Raw genomic sequence first — 17686 nt, forward strand, 5'->3', positions numbered from 1 at the left:
GCCGGGCATCGGCGGGCCGGCGCCCGCGCAGCCGCACGCGCCCGGCGGGGACGGGGTGTGGAAGCGGGTCACGGCCGGCGGGGACCGCCTGGACGGCTCGCTTCCCGTGCACTGACGCGGAGGGCTCGCGCGCCTCGCGCACATGCGGAGGGCCGCGACCCGGCTGGGTCGCGGCCCTTCTCCTCGGCCCGGGGCTGCCGCCCGGGATGCTGCTCTCCGCTGCGGCCGGCGGCACGGCGCGGCCGGCGGCACGGCGTGGTCAGAGCCGGACGCCGTCCAGGACCGGCCCCACCGGCAGTTCGGACACCGGCAGGCCGCCCAGCATGTCCAGTGCGCCGGCCTCGGTGGGCACCCCGCCGATGCTGCCGTTCTGGAGGATGTCGTTGCCCACCACCTCGGACACCGGGGTGTTCAGCGGGGTCTGCCGCAGCAGCGGGGTGCCGGCCGCCTCCTGCAGGGTGGTCTCCACCAGGCCCTGGCCGGCGGTGACCGTCCGGGCCCCGTCCGGCAGGATGGCGCCGAGCTGGTCGGGCACGCTCCGCACCGTGCTGTCCACGGCATCGTTCAGGGGCCCGGTGACGGCGGCTGCGCTGCCCGCTGCGGCGACGGCGAAGGCCGCACCGAGCGCGGCGGCTCCCAGGGAATTCACGGTGGCCTGCTTCATCGTTTTCCGTCCTTGCGTGGAGATCGTGTGGGGTGGGGGATCGAGCAGCGCAAGGACGATAGCCGGGCACCGGCCCCCGGGCAACGAACCGATAAACGCAGGTGTCGTCCCGGATTTGCCGGGGAAAAATCCTGCCGGCGCCGGAGAATCCGGCACCGGCGGGGTATCGGCCGAGTATCGGCAGGTCAGGTCACGTTCCCCTGCGCAGCGGTGAACAGCCATTCCGAACGCAGACCGGCATATCCTGGTTTGATCACATCATTGATCATGGCGAGACGTTCATCAAAAGGAATGAATGCGGATTTCATCGCATTGACGGTGAACCACTGAAGATCCTCCAGGGTGTAATGGAATGCCCGGACGAGGTGCTCGAACTCCCGGGTCATACCGGTGCCGCTCATCAGCCGGTTGTCGGTGTTGACGGTGACCCGGAAGCGGAGGCGGCTGAGCAGCCCGATGGGGTGCTCGGCATAGGAGGCGGCGGCCCCGGTCTGGAGATTGGAGGTGGGGCACATCTCCAGGGGGACGCGCTTGTCCCGCACATAGGCGGCCAGCCGGCCCAGCCGCACCCGGCCGTCGGCGTCCGTCGTGATGTCGTCGATGATCCGCACCCCGTGGCCCAGCCGGTCGGCGCCGCACCACTGGAGCGCCTGCCAGATGGACGGCAGGCCGAAGGCCTCGCCGGCATGGATGGTGAAGTGGTTGTTCTCCCGCTTCAGATACTCGAAGGCGTCCAGGTGACGGGTGGGCGGGTAACCGGCCTCGGCCCCGGCGATGTCGAAGCCGACCACGCCCTGGTCCCGGTAGGCGTTGGCCAGTTCGGCGATCTCCCGGGAGCGGGCGGCGTGCCGCATGGCGGTGAGCAGGGCACCGGCCCGGATGCGGTGTCCATCCCGGGCGGCCAGCCGCTCACCCTCCCGGAAGCCGTCGTTGACCGCCTCCACCACCTGCTCCAGGGTCAGGCCGCCCTCCAGGTGCTGCTCGGGGGCGTAGCGGACCTCGGCGTAGACCACGCCGTCCGCGGCCAGGTCCTGCACGCACTCGGCGGCCACCCGGAACAGCGCGTCCCGGGTCTGCATGACCGCGCAGGTGTGCGCGAACGTCTCCAGATAGCGCTCCAGGGAACCGGAGTCGGCGGCCTCCCGGAACCAGGCGCCGAGCCGCTCCGGATCGGTCTCGGGCAGCCGGTCGTAGCCCTGTTCACGGGCCAGCTCGGCCACGGTGGCCGGGCGCAGTCCGCCGTCGAGGTGGTCGTGCAGCAGCACCTTGGGGGCGCGCAGGATCTGGTCCGGGGTGGGCACATGGCCCGTCCCGGTGCCCTGGCTGCCGCCCGGTCCGGTGCCGGGATTCGGGTGGTGACTGTCGTTCATCCGCCGACTCTACGCCTACGCGCGTAGATGCGCATCCCGGCTGCCGCGAACACCCCTCTCCCGCGCCCTTCCCGCGCCCTTCCCGCCCCTTCCCCGCATCCTTCCGGGAACGCATCCGGGCCCGCACCCGGCAGGGGCGGGAGTTCAGGGGTGCGGGGGGAGAACCTTGCCGCGGCGGCCGAGCAGGAACTGCTTGAACGCGGCGACCGGTGCCGGATCGGGGCCGCCGCCCGCCATCCAGGCCACCCCGATGTCCCGGGCGGTGCGCGGCGCGGTCACCGTCAGCTCGCTCACCCCCGGCCGGGGCACCGTCGGCGGCGGCAGCAGCGCCACCCCCAGCCCGGCCGCGACCAGCCCGCGCAGCGTCTCCGCCTCCTCCCCCTCGAAGGCCACCCTGGGCTGGAACCCGGCTTCCCGGCACAGCCGTTCGGTGAGAGTGCGCAGGCCGTAGGCGGGTTCCAGCATCACGAACGGCTCCTCGGCCGCCTCGGCCAGCCGGATACGGCGGCGGCCGGCCAGCCGGTGGCCCTCCGGCACCACCAGCCGCAGCCGCTGCTCGTCCAGCCGCCGGGTGACCAGATCGGGCGCGTCCGGTATCGGCGAGGTCAAGCAGAGGTCCAGCTCGCCGGCGCGCATCCGCTCGACCATGTCCTCGCCGTAGCTCTGCACCAGGGCGAACCGCACTCGCGGGTGACCGGCGCGGAACTCCCGGATCAGCGCGGGCACCGTCTCCGGGCCCATGGTGTGCAGAAAGCCGAAGGCGACCTTGCCGGCGGCCGGATCGGTGTCGGCCCGCACCTGCTCGGCGGCGCGCTCCACCTCGTCGAGGGCACGCCGCACCGCCCGGGCGAAGGAACGGCCGGCCGGGGTGAGCGAGACGGCACGGCCGCGCCGGGCCAGCAGCGCCACACCCAGGTCCTCCTCCAGCCGGGCCATGGAACGGCTCAGGGTCGACTGGGGCACGCCCAGGTCGCGGGCGGCCCGGGTGATGTGCTCGTGCCGGGCCACGGCCGCGAACTGGGCCAGCCGGGGAGTGAGCAGCGCCGCCCAGGATTCCGCGGGAGCGACGGTCTCCCCTGTGACGGAAATGTCTTTTCTGTTGCCCGGTGATGACATGGCAGCCCGCCACCTCTCGTTATGCACAACAGCATCGATTCCAGCAGATTCGTGCATTGGACGCATCAGAAAGGGCGGCCTACCTTCGTGACATGCCCAGCGCACCGTCCGGGGCTCCCGCCACCGCGGGGGCCTCCGCTCCGCCGTTCCCGTCCACCGGCCACCCGGCCTCCGCCACCACCACGGCCGCCACCGCCACGGCCGGCACGGACCACCCGCATCCGTCGCCGTCACCGCTGCGCATCAACCTGGCCCTGTTCGGCCTCGGTGTGGCCACCTTCGCCCTGCTGTTCTCCACCCAGGCCCTGCTGCCGGAGATCACCGCCGCGTTCGCGGTCCGCCCGGACCAGGCGAGCTGGACGGTCTCGGCGACCACCCTGGCCCTGGCCGCGGCCGTGCTGCCGCTCAGCCTGCTCTCCGAGCGGGTCGGCCGGCGCGCCATGATGACCGGTTCGGTCGCTGCCGCGGTGGCGGTGGCCCTGGTGCTGCCGTTCGTCCCCGGACTGCCCGCGCTGATCGCGCTGCGTGCCGTGCAGGGCGTGGCCCTGGCCGGCATCCCGGCCTCGGCGGTGGCCTACCTCTCCGAGGAGCTGGACAAGCGGGCCATGGTGGGCGCGGTCGGCCTGTTCATCGCGGGCAACAGTGTGGGCGGCATGTCCGGCCGGATGGCCGGCGGCTGGGTGGCCCAGGGCTACGGCTGGCGCGCCGGGCTGGCCGCGGTCGCCCTGCTGGCCCTGGCCGGTGCCGTGGCCTACCGGGCGCTGCTGCCCCGGCCGCGCGGCTCCGGCGCGGCGGCCCGGCCGCGCCTGCGGGAGCTGACGGCCACCGTCGGCGGGCATCTGGCCAGCCCGCTGCTGCTGCGGCTGTTCGCCATCGGGGCGCTGCTGATGACGGTCTTCAACGCGGTGTACACGGCGATCGCCTTCCGGCTGGCCGAGGACCCGTTCGGGCTGTCGTCCGGGATCGTCGGCTCGGTGTTCGTCATCTTCCTGGTGGGCACCGGCTCCTCCTCGCTCACCGGCCCGCTGGTGGACCGGCTGGGGAGGCGCGGCGCGCTCTACGCGGCCTTCGGCGCGGTCGGCGCGGGCCTGCTGCTCAGCCTGTGGGACAGCCTGCCCGCGGTGCTGCTCGGCCTGGTGCTGGTCACGGGCGGATTCTTCTCGGGCCACGCGGTGGCCTCCGCCTCGGTGGGACGCGTGGTCGACCACGGCCGGGCCCAGGCGGCGGCGCTCTACCAGGTGGGCTACTACGCCGGGGCCAGCGCGGGCGGCGTCCTGGGCACGCTGGCCTACCACTGGTCCGGCTGGCCGGGCACCGTGGTGCTGTCCTCTGCCGCGCTGCTGGTCAGCGCCGCCCTCACGCTCTATGCCACGCTGCGTGCGGCGTCGGCCTCCCGCGCGGTGGCCGCGCCGGGGTGAGGGCCGCGCCGCGCGCCGGGGGCGTACGACAGGCAATTCCCTTGCCGCCGTTGCCGGTTCGGGACCGAAGCGCAACCGCGGGGGCCGGTGGAGCGTGATAGCACGGGCACACCCCGTTGCTCCGCTCCTTCCCGCGACCACCGACCACCCGACAGGGGAGCCGTCATGACGCTCTACGGCCCCGGCGCGCCGGTTCCGCCCTTCCCCCCGGCCACGCCCCCGCCCTCCGCCCCGCCACCGGGCAACAGCGCGGCCCGCGGCGCGGCCGCCGCCGCGCTCAACATCACCGCGCTCGGCGCCGGTTATCTCTATCTGCGCCGCTGGCGGCGGGCCGCGGCGGCCCTGGGCATCACCCTGCTGCTGGTGCTGCTGGCAACCTGGCTGGAGGCGCCGGGCGGGCGGGTGGTCTGGGCGGCGGTGTTCCTGCTGTGGGCGGCGGCCACCGCGGTGGACGGCCGGCGGCTGGGCCTGGCCGCACCGGGCCCGGGCCCCCGCCGCCCCTGGCCGGCGCCGGTCGCCGCCGTGGCGCTGCTGGCCCTGGTGGCGAGCGGCTACCTGGGCTACCAGGCGCTGCCCGGACAGGCCCTGGAGGACGCGGAAACGGCACACGCCGCCGGGAACTGCGCACGCGCCTCGGGCCTGTACGACAAGGCGCTGTCCGCCCGCTACGCCCTGGCCTTCCACGGCCGGGACGCCGCCGCGGCCAAGGGCCGCAACGGCTGCGGCATCGTGCTGCGGGCCGAGCAGCAGGCCGAGCGGGAGTCGTGGGCCGAGGCGGTCTCGTCCTACACCTCCTACATCGGCCTCTACGGCGGCGAGCCGCCCTGGGACGGCGCGCACGCCCGGCTGGCCGGCCTGCGGCTGGCCCATGCCGACAGCCTGGTGGAGCAGGCGTCCGGCAGCGCCATCGAGGCCGCCGACAACTTCTACCTGCGGGCCTTCGACGAGTACGTCACCCTGCGCGGCGAGCAGCCCGGCTCCTCCGAGGCCGCCGAGGTCCCGGGCCGCCTCGACGCGCTGTGGGACACGGCGACCGCTTCCCTGGCCGCCGAGGACCACTGCACGGCAGTGCGCGAGCTGCGCTTCTTCACCCGGCTTCCGGAGGAGTCCGGGGCACCGGAGGAGTGGGCGGCAAAGGACGCCGCGCGGCTGGCGGACCGGGCCGGCGGCGCGCTCCCCGCCGAGCTGCTGGCCTGCGGCAAGAGCTCGTACCGGAACGCCGACTGGGATGCCGTGGAGCGCAGCTTCGGCGATCTGCTGGCCGAGTTCCCGGACAGCGAGCAGAGCGGGAAGGTGCCCGGCACCCTGGAGTCGTTCCGCAAGGCCACGGCCGGCGACCTGTCCGGGGCCAAGGGCTGCGCGGCCTTCGAGGAGCTGGAGTTCCTGATCGGGCTGCCCGGCGGCCCGGCCGGCTTCGACGGCAAGACCTACGAGGAACTGGCCGGCCGGGCGGAGAACTCCCTGGCCGAGGCGCTCTACCAGTGCGGCAGCGCGGCCTTCGAGGACGGCGACTACGACACCGCCGAGGACCACATGCGGACCGTGGTGGACGAGCACGACACGCACGACCGGGCGGACCACGCCGCGGACATCCTGATCGCCATCGAGATCGCCCGGATCGGTGAGGGCGTGACCGGCGAACTGCCGCCGCCCTCCGCCGCGGGCAGCGCACCGGGCGGAACCACCACGGTGACCATCATCAACGACTCGGGCGAGGATCTGGAGATCCTGTACACCGGGCCGGAGACCGGCACCGCGTCGGTGGCCTCGCCGGGCGGCGGTGGCGGCCAGTGCCTCTCGCCGTCCGGCAAGCCCTCGGTGACCCTGGAACTCCGGCCGGGCGACTACTCCGTGGTGGCACGCGCCACCACCGGCAACGTCACCCCCTACTACGGCTCCTGGAACCTGGCCTCCGGCACCGCCTACAGCGACTGCTACTACATCACCTTCGGTTTCTGACCGCCGCGGCTCCCGCCGCGCCGCATCCCGGCCTCCGTGCCCCCGCCGCGGGCGGGGGCACGGAGGCCGGGATCAGTAGCGGGAGGCGCCGGCGTCCCGGGACAGGCCGGGCGCGGGGCCGGGGAGGGCGGCGGCCAGCTGCCGGTGGCCGAGGCGGACGGCCTGCACGTCGTCCATGTCCGGGTCGCCCAGGGCGTGCAGGGCGTGCAGGGCGGCGGTCACGGAGCCGGTCAGCGCCTCGCGCTCATCGGCCGGGAGGGGGTCGTGCGGGCCGCGTGACGCGGCGGCGCTCTCCACCAGTTCGCGGGTGAGGCGGCGCAGGTCTTCCTCGGTGAGGGTGCGCTTCTCGCCGCGGAAGGTGACCAGGGCGGACAGGCGCACCGGGCGGCCGGTGAGCCCGGCGCCCGGCTCCTCCGGGTGAAAGAGTTTCCTGACCAGCGGGGTGACGGCGGTGGAGCCGAGCCGCAGTGCGATACCCGCGAGTCCCTCTTCCTCCCCCCGGGCGGCACGGTTGCCCCTCCGAGTCTGCCGCATCGGCGGGGCGGGAGGGGTCAGAGGCCGAGGATGATCTTGGCGGTGGTGAAGTAGATGATGAGGCCGGTGGCGTCGACCAGGGTGGTGACCATGGGGGCGGAGACCACGGCCGGGTCGATGCGGAGCCTCTTGGCCAGCAGGGGCATGGTGCCGCCCACGGTGGAGGCCCAGCCGCAGATGACGATCAGGGTGATGCCGACGATCAGCGCGATGTCGGCGCCGACGAACAGGCCGCCGATCAGCGCGCCGACCACGGCGAGCAGGGTGCCCAGCACCAGTCCGGTGCGGCATTCCCGCCAGATGACCCGGAACAGGTCGGAGACCCGGACCTCGCCCACCGCCAGGGCGCGCACCGCCGCGGTGGCGGCCTGGGCGCCCGCGTTGCCGCCGGCGCCGATCAGCAGCGGGATGAACAGCGCCAGGGCGGTGACCTCCTCCAGGGTGGCCTCGAAGAAGCGGTTGACCGAGACGGTCAGGGTGGCGGCGACCAGCAGCAGCATCAGCCAGACCGCCCGCGCGCGGGCCAGCCGGAGCACGCCGACCGACATGTAGTGCCGTTCCAGCGGCTCGGCACCGGACTGCCGGGCGGTGTCCTCGGTGTCCGCGGCCTCGATGACCTCCACCGCGTCGTCGATGGTGAGCAGGCCGACCAGCCGGTCCTCGCTGTCCACCACCGGCAGGTCGAGCATGTTGGTCTCGCGCATCAGGCGGGCGGCCTGCTCGGCCGGGTCGGTGGCCCGGGCCCGGGGCGGTTCGGTGTCGACAAGCTGGGCGACCTGCACGTCCGGGTTGCTCAGCACCAGGTCGCGCAGTTCCACGATGCCGGTGAGGCGGCGGCCGGTGTCCACCACCGGCAGGGTGTAGATGGTCTCGGCGTGCGCGCCGCGCAGCCGCACCACGTCCAGCGCCTCGGCCACGGTCAGGTTCTGCTGGAGCGCCACGGTCTCGGGGGTCATGTAGCGGCCGACCGAGCCCTCGGGGTAGCCGAGCAGCGCGGCGGTCATGTGCCGCTCGTGCGCGCTCAGCCCGGCCAGCACCCGGCGGGCGACCTTGGCCGGCACCTCGCCCAGCATCCGCGCCCGGTCGTCCGGGTCCATGCCCTCGACAAGATCGCGGAACGCCTGGTCACGCAGCCCTTCCAGGATCTGCTGCTGGTCGACCGGATCGAGTTCCTCGAAGACTTCGAGCGCACGGTCCTTGTCGAGCAGACGGAAGGCGACGACGGAATTCACCGCGTCCATCCGCGCGATCTCGTCGGCGATGGAGTAGGCGGGCTGGGTCTCCAGCCACTCCATGGCCCCGGCGAGGTCGTGCTCCTCCAGCAGGACAGGCAGATGCGTCATGACGGGGTACCCCCTGACAACGGAATGCGGTCACTGAACCATCCGGTGTTCGCGCACACGCCTGGTGTCCCAGGGGCCGTCGCGGCGGCAGCTCGTCAGGCTGTCAGGCGGACCTGGGCGCGGGGGCGCGGCGCCGGGGATGACTGGGAGGCTCGCTGCGCATGACAGCACCACCTCCCGCAGGGACATTGACCTTCCGCCGAAACCGTTCTTCAGGCTACATCGAGCAGGAAAAGATCATGACAGAAAGTCCGGCATAAAGGACAGCGAATCGGGGAGGATTCACGGAATGTGCGCCGTCGCGCAACCGGACGCGGGGCATGCTCCGCCGCCCGCCGCCCCCGCAGGGGCCGGTGCGGACGGGGACGCCGGGCGCGGGGAACGGGGATGCCCGGCGCGGTGGGCGGGGTTTCAGGCGATGCGGTCCAGGATCAGCGGGGTGCGGGCCGGGGCGGGGACGGTGCCGTCCGCGTCGGGGGTGACGACCACGGCACCGTCCTCCAGTGCGGCCAGCGCGGCGGGGAAACGCTCGGGAGTGTCGGTGTGCAGGGTCAGCAGCGGCTGCCCGGCACTCACCCGGTCCCCCGGCCGGGCGTGCAGCTCGATCCCGGCGCCCGCCTGCACCGGGTCCTCCTTGCGGGCCCGGCCCGCCCCCAGCCGCCAGGCGGCGACGCCCACCGCGTAGGCGTCCAGCCGGGTCAGCACCCCGCTCGCCGGGGCGGGCAGGGTGTGCCGCTCGCGCGCCACCGGCAGCGGCGCGTCCGGGTCGCCGCCCTGCGCGGCGATCATCCGGCGCCAGACGTCCATGGCGCTGCCGTCGCGCAGCGCCCGCTCCGGATCGGCGTCCGGCAGCCCGGCCGCGTCCAGCATCTCCCGGGCCAGCGCCAGGGTCAGCCGCACCACGTCGGCGGGGCCGCCGCCGGCCAGTACCTCCACCGACTCCCGCACCTCCAGGGCGTTGCCGGCGGTCAGGCCGAGCGGGACGGACATGTCGGTGAGCAGCGCCACGGTGCGCACCCCGTGGTCGGTGCCCAGGCCGACCATGGTGGCGGCCAGTTCCCGGGCGTCGGCCAGGGTCTTCATGAAGGCGCCGGAGCCGACCTTGACGTCCAGCACCAGTGCGCCGGTGCCCTCGGCGATCTTCTTGCTCATGATGGAGCTGGCGATCAGCGGGACGGACTCGACCGTGCCGGTGACGTCCCGCAGGGCGTAGAGCTTGCGGTCGGCCGGGGCCAGGCCCTCGCCGGCCGCGCAGATCACCGCGCCGGCCGAGCCGAGCACGTCCAGCATCTCCTCGTTGCTCAGCCGGGCCCGCCAGCCGGGAATGGACTCCAGCTTGTCCAGGGTGCCGCCGGTGTGGCCCAGTCCCCGGCCGGAGAGCTGCGGCACGGCCGCGCCGCAGGCGGCGACCAGCGGCGCCAGCGGCAGGGTGATCTTGTCGCCGACGCCGCCGGTGGAGTGCTTGTCCGCGGTGGGCCGGGGCAGGCCGGAGAAGTCCATCCGCTCACCGGTGGCGATCATGGCGGCGGTCCAGCGGGCGATCTCCGCCCGGTCCATGCCGTTCAGCAGGATCGCCATGGCCAGGGCGGACATCTGCTCGTCCGCGACCTCGCCGCGGGTGTAGGCGCCGATGACCCAGTCGATCTGCTCGGGGGTGAGTGCGCGCCCGTCGCGCTTGGCCCGGATGACGGTGATGGCGTCCATGACGTGCGGCTCCTGGAAGAGGACGACGGGCCGGGCGGGACCGCGGCGAGCGGTCCGCGGCCGGTTAGGGATGCTGCGGGGCGGGGGGGCCGGCGGGGTGGCCGGCGGCGGGGGGGCCGGCGGGGTGGCCGGCGGCGAGGTGACCGGGGCCGAAGGACTGCGGCAGCAGGGCGGAGAGCGGCAGCTCCCCCTCGGGGGTGTCCATGCGCAGCTCCGGGCCGCCGTGCTCCAGCAGCAGCTGCCGGCACCGGCCGCACGGGGTGATGGTCCGGCCCTCGCCGTCGCAGCAGGTGAAGTGGGTCAGCCGGCCGCCGCCGGTGGCGTGCAGCGCGGAGACCAGTCCGCACTCGGCGCACAGGCCCAGCCCGTAGGAGGCGTTCTCCACATTGCAGCCGGTGAGGGTGCGGCCGTCCGCGGTGCGGGCGGCCGCGCCCACCGGGTAGCGGGAGTAGGGCGCGTAGGCCCGGGACATGGCCTCCCGGGCCGCCGCGCGCAGTTCCTCCCACAGCCCCTCGCCGGTGCCGGTCATGTGGACTGTCCCCTGCGGTAGGGCTTGCCGATGGCCCGGGGCACCCGCAGCCGCTGGGAGAACAGGGTCAGCACCACCAGGGTGGTGATGTACGGGCTGGCGGTGACCAGCTCGCCCGGCATGGTGTCGGTGACGGACCACCAGAACAGCAGCACCGCGGCCAGCGCGGCGTTGACCCCGGACGCCACCGTGACCCGCCGCGCCCGCACCGTCTGCCAGACGGCGACCGCGGCCAGCAGCACGGCGAAGAGCAGCAGGATGGCGTGCACGGTGTCGCCGCCGCCGCGGATCTGGAGCGCGTCCATGAAGCCGAACAGGCCCGCGCCGACCGCCACCCCGCCCGGCCGCCAGTTGCCGAAGATCATCGTGGCCAGGCCCAGGAAGCCGCGCCCGCCGGTCTGCCCGTCCTGGTACATGCGGATGAACACGGCCAGGTAGGCCCCGCCCAGCCCGGCCAGCGCGCCGGAGACCATCACCGCGATGTACTTGTACAGGTAGACGTTGACGCCCAGGGACTCGGTGGCCACCGGGTTCTCGCCGCAGGAGCGCAGCCGCAGGCCGAAGGAGGTCTTCCACAGCACGACGTAGGTGGCGATGAACAGCACCACGGCGATGACGGTCAGCCAGGACACCCGGGAGACCAGGGCGCCCAGCACCCCGGCGGTGTCCGAGACCAGGAAGAGGTTCTGGTCCTTGAGGTCGGCCAGCCATCCGGAGACGCCGGGGATGTTCATCTCGCCCAGGGGATCCATGCGTGGTGACTGTTTGTCGTTGCCGCCCTGCTCTCCTGCCTCGGTGCCCTCTCCGAACCACAGGTGGGCCAGGAACTGCACCACGCCCAGGGCGAGGATGTTGACGGCCACACCGGAGACGATGTGGTCCACGCCGAAGGTGACGGTGGCCACCGCGTGCACCAGGGCGCCCAGCACGCCGCCGATCACGCCGGCCAGCACGGCCGGCCACGGGCCGTACTGCCAGCCGATCCAGCCGGCGCCGAACATGCCGAGCATCATCATGCCTTCGAGGCCGATGTTGATCACGCCGGAGCGCTCGGACCACAGACCGCCCAGACCGGCCAGGCCGATCGGCACGGCCAGGCCCAGGGCGCTGCCCCACTGCCGGGCGTCGGTCAGGCTCGGGGTGTCGGTGACCACCCGGGCCAGGGAGAGCAGCAGCAGCCCGGCGGCGATGATCAGCAGGACCACCGGATAGCTCAGCCGCCGCCGGCCGCCGCGCTCCACCTTGCCGCGGACCTGCACCGGGTCCGGCGTGGTGTGAAGTTCCGTGCTCACTGGCCGACCTCCGCCGCGTCGTTCTTCCCGGGTCCGTTCTCCCCGGGCGCGTTCTTCCCGGCCCCGTTCCGGCCGGCCTGGGCGGCGGCGAGTTCGGCGCCGACCCGGCTCTGCTGGCGCCGCAGGCCCCAGCGCCGTACCAGTTCGTAGGCGATGACCACGGAGAGCACGATGGTGCCCTGCATCACGCCCACGATCTCCTTGCTGTAGCCCTCGAAGTCGAGGTGGTTGCCGGTGCGTTCCAGGAAGCCCCACAGCAGGGCGGCGAACGCCATGCCCACGGCATGGTTGCGGCCCAGCAGCGCGATGGCGATTCCGGTGAAGCCCATGCCGGTGGGGAAGTTGTTGCCGAAGTTGCCGGAGTCGTTGAGCAGGATCGGCATGCCCACCAGGCCGGCCGCGGCACCGGAGAGCAGCATGGCGCTGATCACCATGGTCTTCACATTGGCGCCGCTGGCCAGGGCCGCGGAGTCGGAGTGGCCCACCGCCCGCAGGTCGTAGCCGAAACGGGTGCGGCCGATCAGGAACCAGTAGCCGACGCCGGCCAGCACGGCGATCACCACGGTGCCCCACACCTTGCCGTTGCCGGTGTCGATGGTGAAGAACATGCTGGAGTCCGGCAGGTCCGGGGTGTGCACGATGTTCCCGGACAGCTCCGCCAGCCGGCCGTCCTTGAGCAGGTAGCCGACGAGCGAGCCGGTGGCGATGGCGTTCAGCATGATGGTGCTGATCACCTCGCTCACCCCGCGGGTGGCCTTGAGGTAGCCGGCGATTCCCGCCCACAGGCCGGAGACCAGCACCGCGGTGAGGATGATCAGCGGGATGTTGATGATCCCGGTCAGCGCCAGGGTTCCGCCCAGCCAGGCGGCGATCAGCGCGCCGACCTGGTACTGCCCGTCCACACCGATGTTGAACAGGTTCATCCGGAAGCCGATGGCCACGGCCACCGCGGACAGGTAGTAGGGGATCGCCTTGTTGATGATCCAGACCTGGCTGTCCGCCTTGGTCCCGTAGTCGAACATCAACCCGAAGGCGCGGAACGGGTTCTGGTCCGTGACCGCCATCACCAGGGCGATCAGCACAAAGGCCGTGAGCAGGGCCAGCGCCGGGGCGGCGGTGCCCAGCAGCAGCCGCTCCCGCCGGTGCGGGTCACGCACCAGACGGGTCAGGGGGGCAGCCAGCATGGCCATTACTCCTCACTTCCCCGGGCGCCGGACTCGCCGGCCGCACCGTCGTCACCGGTGCCGCGCCCGCCCTGGTGCAGCTCTCCGCCGGCGGCACCGGTCATGGCGGTGCCCAGCTCCTCCGGGGTGATGGCGGCCGGGTCGGCGCTGGCCACCAGCCGGCCCCGGTACATCACCCGCAGGGTGTCGGAGAGCCCGATCAGCTCGTCGAGGTCGGCGGAGATCAGCAGCACGGCCATGCCCTCGCGCCGGGCCTCGCGGATCTGGTCCCAGATCTGGGCCTGGGCGCCGACGTCCACGCCCCGGGTGGGGTGGGCGGCGACCAGCACCCGCGGCCGGTGGCTCATCTCCCGCCCGACGATCAGCTTCTGCTGGTTGCCGCCGGACAGGCTGGCCGCGGTGACGTCCACCCCCGGGGTGCGCACGTCGTACTCCTCCACGATCCGCTCGGTGTCCTTGCGGGCGTCGGCGCCGGTCAGCCAGGGACCGTTGCTGTTGGGGCGCTGGGTGACATGGCCGAGCATGCGGTTCTCCCACAGCGGGGCGCCCAGCAGCAGGCCGTGCCGGTGCCGGTCCTCGGGAATGTAGCCGACCCCGGCCTCGCGGCGCTTGCGGGTGGACGCCTGGGAGACGTCGTCGCCCTCCAGCCGGATCACGCCGCCGTCCGGCCTCCGCATGCCCATCACGGCCTCGACCAGCTCGGACTGGCCGTTGCCCTCCACGCCGGCGATGCCCAGCACCTCGCCGCGGTGGATGGTGAAGGTGATGTCGGACAGCACCTCGCGGACCACGCCCTCCGCGTCGGTGCCGGACAGGTGCAGCCCGGAGACCTCCAGCACCGGGGTGTCGGTCACGGTGGACTCGCGGGTCTCCGGCACCGGCAGCTCGGTGCCCACCATCAGCTCGGCGAGCTGCTTGGGGGTGGTCGCGGCCGGCTCCACCGAGGCGACCGTGGTGCCGCGCCGGATCACGGTGATCTCGTCGGCGACGGCCAGCACCTCGCCCAGCTTGTGGGAGATGAAGATGACGGTCAGACCCTCGGCCTTGAGCTCGCGCAGGTTGGCGAAGAGGGCGTCCACCTCCTGCGGCACCAGGACGGCGGTGGGCTCGTCCAGGATCAGGGTGCGGGCACCGCGGTAGAGGACCTTGAGGATCTCCACCCGCTGGCGGTCGGCCACGCCGATCTCCTCCACCAGCACGTCCGGGCGCACCCCGAGGCCGTAGGCGTCGGAGATCTCCTGGATGCGGCGGCGGGCGGCGGCACCGATGCCGTGCAGCTTCTCCGCGCCGAGAACGATGTTCTCCTGCACGGTGAGGTTGTCGGCGAGCATGAAGTGCTGGTGCACCATGCCGATGCCGCGCGCGATGGCGTCGGCGGGCGAGTGCAGGGTGACGGGTTCGCCGTCGAGGGAGATGGTGCCCTCGTCCGGCTTCTGCATGCCGTAGAGGATCTTCATCAGGGTGGACTTCCCGGCACCGTTCTCACCGATCAGGGCGTGCACGGTGCCGCGCCGGACGGTGATGTCGATGTCGCGGTTGGCCACCACGCCGGGGAAACGTTTCGTGATGCCGCGCAGCTCGACAGCCGGCGAGCCGTTGCCTGTCCCGGCGGAGGAGGCGGCTGGTGATGAGGCAGAGATGACGCACTCTCCTGGGGCGAAGGAGCAGGGCCTGGTCGGACGCCGACGCTATCGCGTCCCGGCCGATGCTACGCGCGTAGTCTTCCGAAGAGCGGCCCGGCGGGGAGGCTCGCCTCCGCGCCGGGCCCGGGTGCCGTTCCCGTTCCTGACCGCGGCGGGTCAGGGGGTCTGGCTGACCTCGATCTCGCCGCTGATGATGGCTTCCCTGGCGGTGTCGATCTCGCCCTTGATGTCGTCGATGAAGCCGCCGGAGGTGGCCAGGTAGACGCCGTCCTCGGCCAGGCCGTACTCGCCCACGCCGGTCAGCGGGTCACCCTCCTCCACGCTCTTGATCAGGTCGTAGACCGCGACATCCACCGCCTTGACCGCGGAGGTCAGGATGTGGTCCTGCCACTCCGCCAGGCCCTCCTGCTGGTACTGGTCGGAGTCGACGCCGATGGCCCAGACGCCCTCGTGCTTGGCGACCTCCTCGATGGAGCCGTTGCCGGAGGCGCCCGCCGCGGTGTAGATCACGTCGGCGTCGCGGACGATCATGCCGTCCGCCTTCTCCTTGGCCTTGGCCGGGTCGGCGAAGCCCGCACCGGTGCCGCTGTTCTCGTAGAGGTACTCGACCAGCACCTCGGCGTCCGGGTTGGTGTCGGTCACGCCCTGCGCGAAGCCGGCCTCGAACTTCTGGATCAGCGGGTTGTTCTCACCGCCGATGAAGCCGACCACATTGGACTGGGTCTTCAGCGCCGCGGCCACACCGGCCAGGTAGGACGCCTCGTGCTCGGCGAAGACCATGCTGTAGACGTTGTCCGCCTCCACCACGGAGTCCACGATGCCGAAGGTGGTGTCCGGGTACTGCTCGGCGGCCCGCTCCACGGCGGTGCCGTAGAGGAAGCCGACGCCGATCACCGGGTCGTAGCCGGCCGCGGCCATCTCGGTGAGGCGCTGCTCCCGGTCGGCGTCGGTCTCGCCCTCGCGGGCGGTCTGGTAGAAGACCTCGACGCCCAGCTCCTCCTCGGCCTTGTCACCGCCGCGGGCGGCCGACTCGTTGAAGGACTGGTCGTCGCGGCCGCCCACGTCGAAGGCGATGGCGGGACCCTTCTCCCCCTCCGACTCCGTCGAGCTCTCGCCGCACGCGGCGGCGGACAGCGCGAGCGCGACGGTGGCGGCCACCGATGCTGCAAGCTTGGATACGCGGCGCAAGAGACGTTCCCTTCGCTCGAAGCGCCTCGTTCGGCGCTGCTTTCGCGGAATAGTAACGCGCGTAGATCCCGCGATGCGGGAGGGAAGGCACCCGTTATCAATTCGTCGTGATCGCAATGCGCACGCAACACGACGGTGCCCCGGACGGTGACCGGCGCAGGGCCGGCCGGCCCTTGCGGACGCCGTACGGCCCGGTCAGCGGGCTGCGGCGTCCCGCAGGGCGGCGGCGGCCAGGAACTCCGCGCCGACCGCGACGGCACGCTCGTCCACGTCGAAATCCCCCTGGTGGATGTCCAGGTCCCGGCCGGTGCGGCCGGGGGTGCGCACCCCGAGACGGGCCATGGCACCGGGCACCCGCTCCAGATACCAGGAGAAGTCCTCGCCGCCCAGGCTCTGCTCGGTGCCGGTCACGGCCTGCTCCCCGAACCGCTCGGTCATGGCGGAGCGCAGCAGCTCCACCGCGCCGGCGTCGTTCACCACCGGCGGGACACCGCGCACGTAACGGAGCTCGGACTTGGCCCGGTACACGGCGGCCACCTCGTCCACCGCGGTGTGCACCAGATCGGGTGCCGCGCGCCACCCGGCCAGCTCCAGGCACCGGATCGTGCCGGCCAGCTCCGCGCTCTGCGGGATGACGTTGGCGGCGTGGCCGGTCTGCAGCCGGCCCCAGGTGAGGTTGACCCCCCAGCGGGTGTCGGCCCGGCGCTGCACCAGCGCGGGCACGTCCACCGCGAGCCGGGCGGCGGCGGTGACCAGGTCGGTGGTCAGATGCGGGCGGGCGGTGTGGCCGCCGGGCCCGGACAGCACGACGGTGATCATGTCGGCGGCGGAGGTGATCGCGCCGGTGCGCAGCCCGATCCGGCCGGCGTCCAGCCGGGGGTCGCAGTGCACCGCGACGATCCGCTCCACGCCCTCCAGGGCACCGCTGTCGATGGCCGAGTGCGCGCCGCCGGGCATGACCTCCTCGGCGGGCTGGAAGATCAGCCGCACCGGGTGCGGCAGCAGGCCGCCGCGGGCCAGCCGGGCCAGCGCCAGGCCGGCCCCGAGCACCACGGCGGTGTGCACGTCGTGCCCGCAGGCGTGGGCGCGGCCGGGCACCGTGGAGCGGTAGGGGACGGTCTTGGTGTCGGGGACGGGCAGCGCGTCCATGTCGCCGCGCAGGGCCAGCATGGGGCGGCCGCCGGCCCACTCGCCGGGGCGGCCGGAGGGCAGGATGTCGCAGATCAGCCCGGTGCCGCTGGCCAGCACCCGGGGCGCCAGGCCGGCCTTCTCCAGCCGCGCCTTGACCGCGGCGGTGGCCCGGACCTCCTGGTTGGCCAGCTCCGGGTGCATGTGCATGTCGCGCCGGAAGGCGATGAGCTCGGCGGCGAGCGCGTCGTCGATCAGGGCGGCCGGGCGGTGGCCGCTCCCGGGAAGGGGGTCCTCGGGCGCGGAGTCGGTGATCAGACCGGCCGCTCCGTCGTGGGGCACCGCGGTGGACCGCCCCCCGGTGGGCGGTACGGCTACGGCATCCCGCGACAGCATGTGGCTCACCTGACCGAGCGTAACCTCGGAGGGCCCCAAGTTCCCCGCGATCATGAGAACTTCACCCGCGAGGACGACATGTTGTTGATAGCTCCGCGCATACTCCGTCAGAGTACGGGGTAAGGACTAGGACTTCCCTTGAGTCCACAGAATGAGACGCAGGCCACTCCTGTCACACTCATTGATACGGGCAGCCAACTTCCCCGATCCCGGGCGCG

General features: G+C 73.0%; 14 protein-coding genes. 2 read left to right on the forward strand and 12 right to left on the reverse strand.

The window, feature by feature from the left end:
* Positions 1–259 precede the first annotated feature (259 nt).
* The 3 genes from GQS09_RS08315 to GQS09_RS08325 all read right to left on the reverse strand — a co-directional run bounded on the left by GQS09_RS08315 (position 260) and on the right by GQS09_RS08325 (position 3150).
* Positions 260–664 carry a hypothetical protein gene (locus GQS09_RS08315; RefSeq protein ID WP_165985356.1) on the reverse strand — a complete coding sequence of 135 codons (405 nt, stop codon included), beginning with the start codon at positions 662–664 and terminating at the stop codon, positions 260–262.
* A 185-nt stretch (positions 665–849) separates the two neighbouring features.
* Positions 850–2034: an adenosine deaminase gene (locus tag GQS09_RS08320; protein ID WP_165985357.1), complete on the reverse strand. Its 1185-nt coding sequence runs from the start codon at positions 2032–2034 to the stop codon at positions 850–852.
* Positions 2035–2178: 144 nt separating this feature from the next.
* Positions 2179–3150: a LysR family transcriptional regulator gene (locus GQS09_RS08325; RefSeq protein WP_165985358.1), complete on the reverse strand. Its 972-nt coding sequence runs from the start codon at positions 3148–3150 to the stop codon at positions 2179–2181.
* A 92-nt stretch (positions 3151–3242) separates the two neighbouring features.
* On the opposite strand from GQS09_RS08325, the gene GQS09_RS08330 reads away from it, so the two are divergent.
* Both GQS09_RS08330 and GQS09_RS08335 read left to right on the forward strand, forming a co-directional pair.
* Positions 3243–4568 (forward strand): MFS transporter, encoded by a 1326-nt coding sequence (locus GQS09_RS08330; RefSeq protein WP_165985359.1) that lies wholly within the window; start codon positions 3243–3245, stop codon positions 4566–4568.
* Positions 4569–4733: 165 nt separating this feature from the next.
* Positions 4734–6527: a hypothetical protein gene (locus tag GQS09_RS08335; protein WP_165985360.1), complete on the forward strand. Its 1794-nt coding sequence runs from the start codon at positions 4734–4736 to the stop codon at positions 6525–6527.
* A 72-nt stretch (positions 6528–6599) separates the two neighbouring features.
* On the opposite strand, the gene GQS09_RS08340 is transcribed toward GQS09_RS08335, so the two are convergent.
* From GQS09_RS08340 to GQS09_RS08380, 9 genes are all read right to left on the reverse strand, one after another.
* Positions 6600–7061, reverse strand: a complete 462-nt coding sequence (locus GQS09_RS08340) for a hypothetical protein (protein ID WP_165985361.1) — start codon at positions 7059–7061, stop codon at positions 6600–6602.
* 17 nt (positions 7062–7078) lie between these two features.
* Positions 7079–8404, reverse strand: a complete 1326-nt coding sequence (mgtE, locus tag GQS09_RS08345; RefSeq protein ID WP_165985362.1) for a magnesium transporter — start codon at positions 8402–8404, stop codon at positions 7079–7081.
* A gap of 411 nt (positions 8405–8815) precedes the next feature.
* Positions 8816–10108, reverse strand: coding sequence for a thymidine phosphorylase (locus GQS09_RS08350; RefSeq protein WP_165985363.1), 1293 nt, complete (start codon positions 10106–10108; stop codon positions 8816–8818).
* A gap of 64 nt (positions 10109–10172) precedes the next feature.
* Entirely contained in the window at positions 10173–10637 is a 465-nt protein-coding gene (locus tag GQS09_RS08355; RefSeq protein ID WP_165985364.1) for a cytidine deaminase, read from the reverse strand.
* Positions 10634–11929 (reverse strand): ABC transporter permease, encoded by a 1296-nt coding sequence (locus GQS09_RS08360; RefSeq protein WP_165985365.1) that lies wholly within the window; start codon positions 11927–11929, stop codon positions 10634–10636. Before GQS09_RS08360 ends, GQS09_RS08355 begins: the two co-directional genes overlap by 4 nt.
* Positions 11926–13113, reverse strand: a complete 1188-nt coding sequence (locus GQS09_RS08365; RefSeq protein ID WP_165985366.1) for an ABC transporter permease — start codon at positions 13111–13113, stop codon at positions 11926–11928. The genes GQS09_RS08360 and GQS09_RS08365 overlap by 4 nt, the downstream gene beginning before the upstream one ends.
* Positions 13114–13118: 5 nt before the next feature.
* Positions 13119–14753: an ABC transporter ATP-binding protein gene (locus tag GQS09_RS08370; protein WP_165985385.1), complete on the reverse strand. Its 1635-nt coding sequence runs from the start codon at positions 14751–14753 to the stop codon at positions 13119–13121.
* A 159-nt stretch (positions 14754–14912) separates the two neighbouring features.
* Positions 14913–15944, reverse strand: a complete 1032-nt coding sequence (locus GQS09_RS08375) for a BMP family protein (RefSeq protein WP_165985367.1) — start codon at positions 15942–15944, stop codon at positions 14913–14915.
* A 195-nt stretch (positions 15945–16139) separates the two neighbouring features.
* Entirely contained in the window at positions 16140–17477 is a 1338-nt protein-coding gene (locus GQS09_RS08380) for an amidohydrolase (protein ID WP_313896049.1), read from the reverse strand.
* Between the last annotated feature and the right edge of the window lie 209 nt (positions 17478–17686).

It is taken from the genome of Streptomyces sp. YIM 98790, assembly GCF_011421595.1.
Lineage (GTDB): Bacteria > Actinomycetota > Actinomycetes > Streptomycetales > Streptomycetaceae > Streptomyces.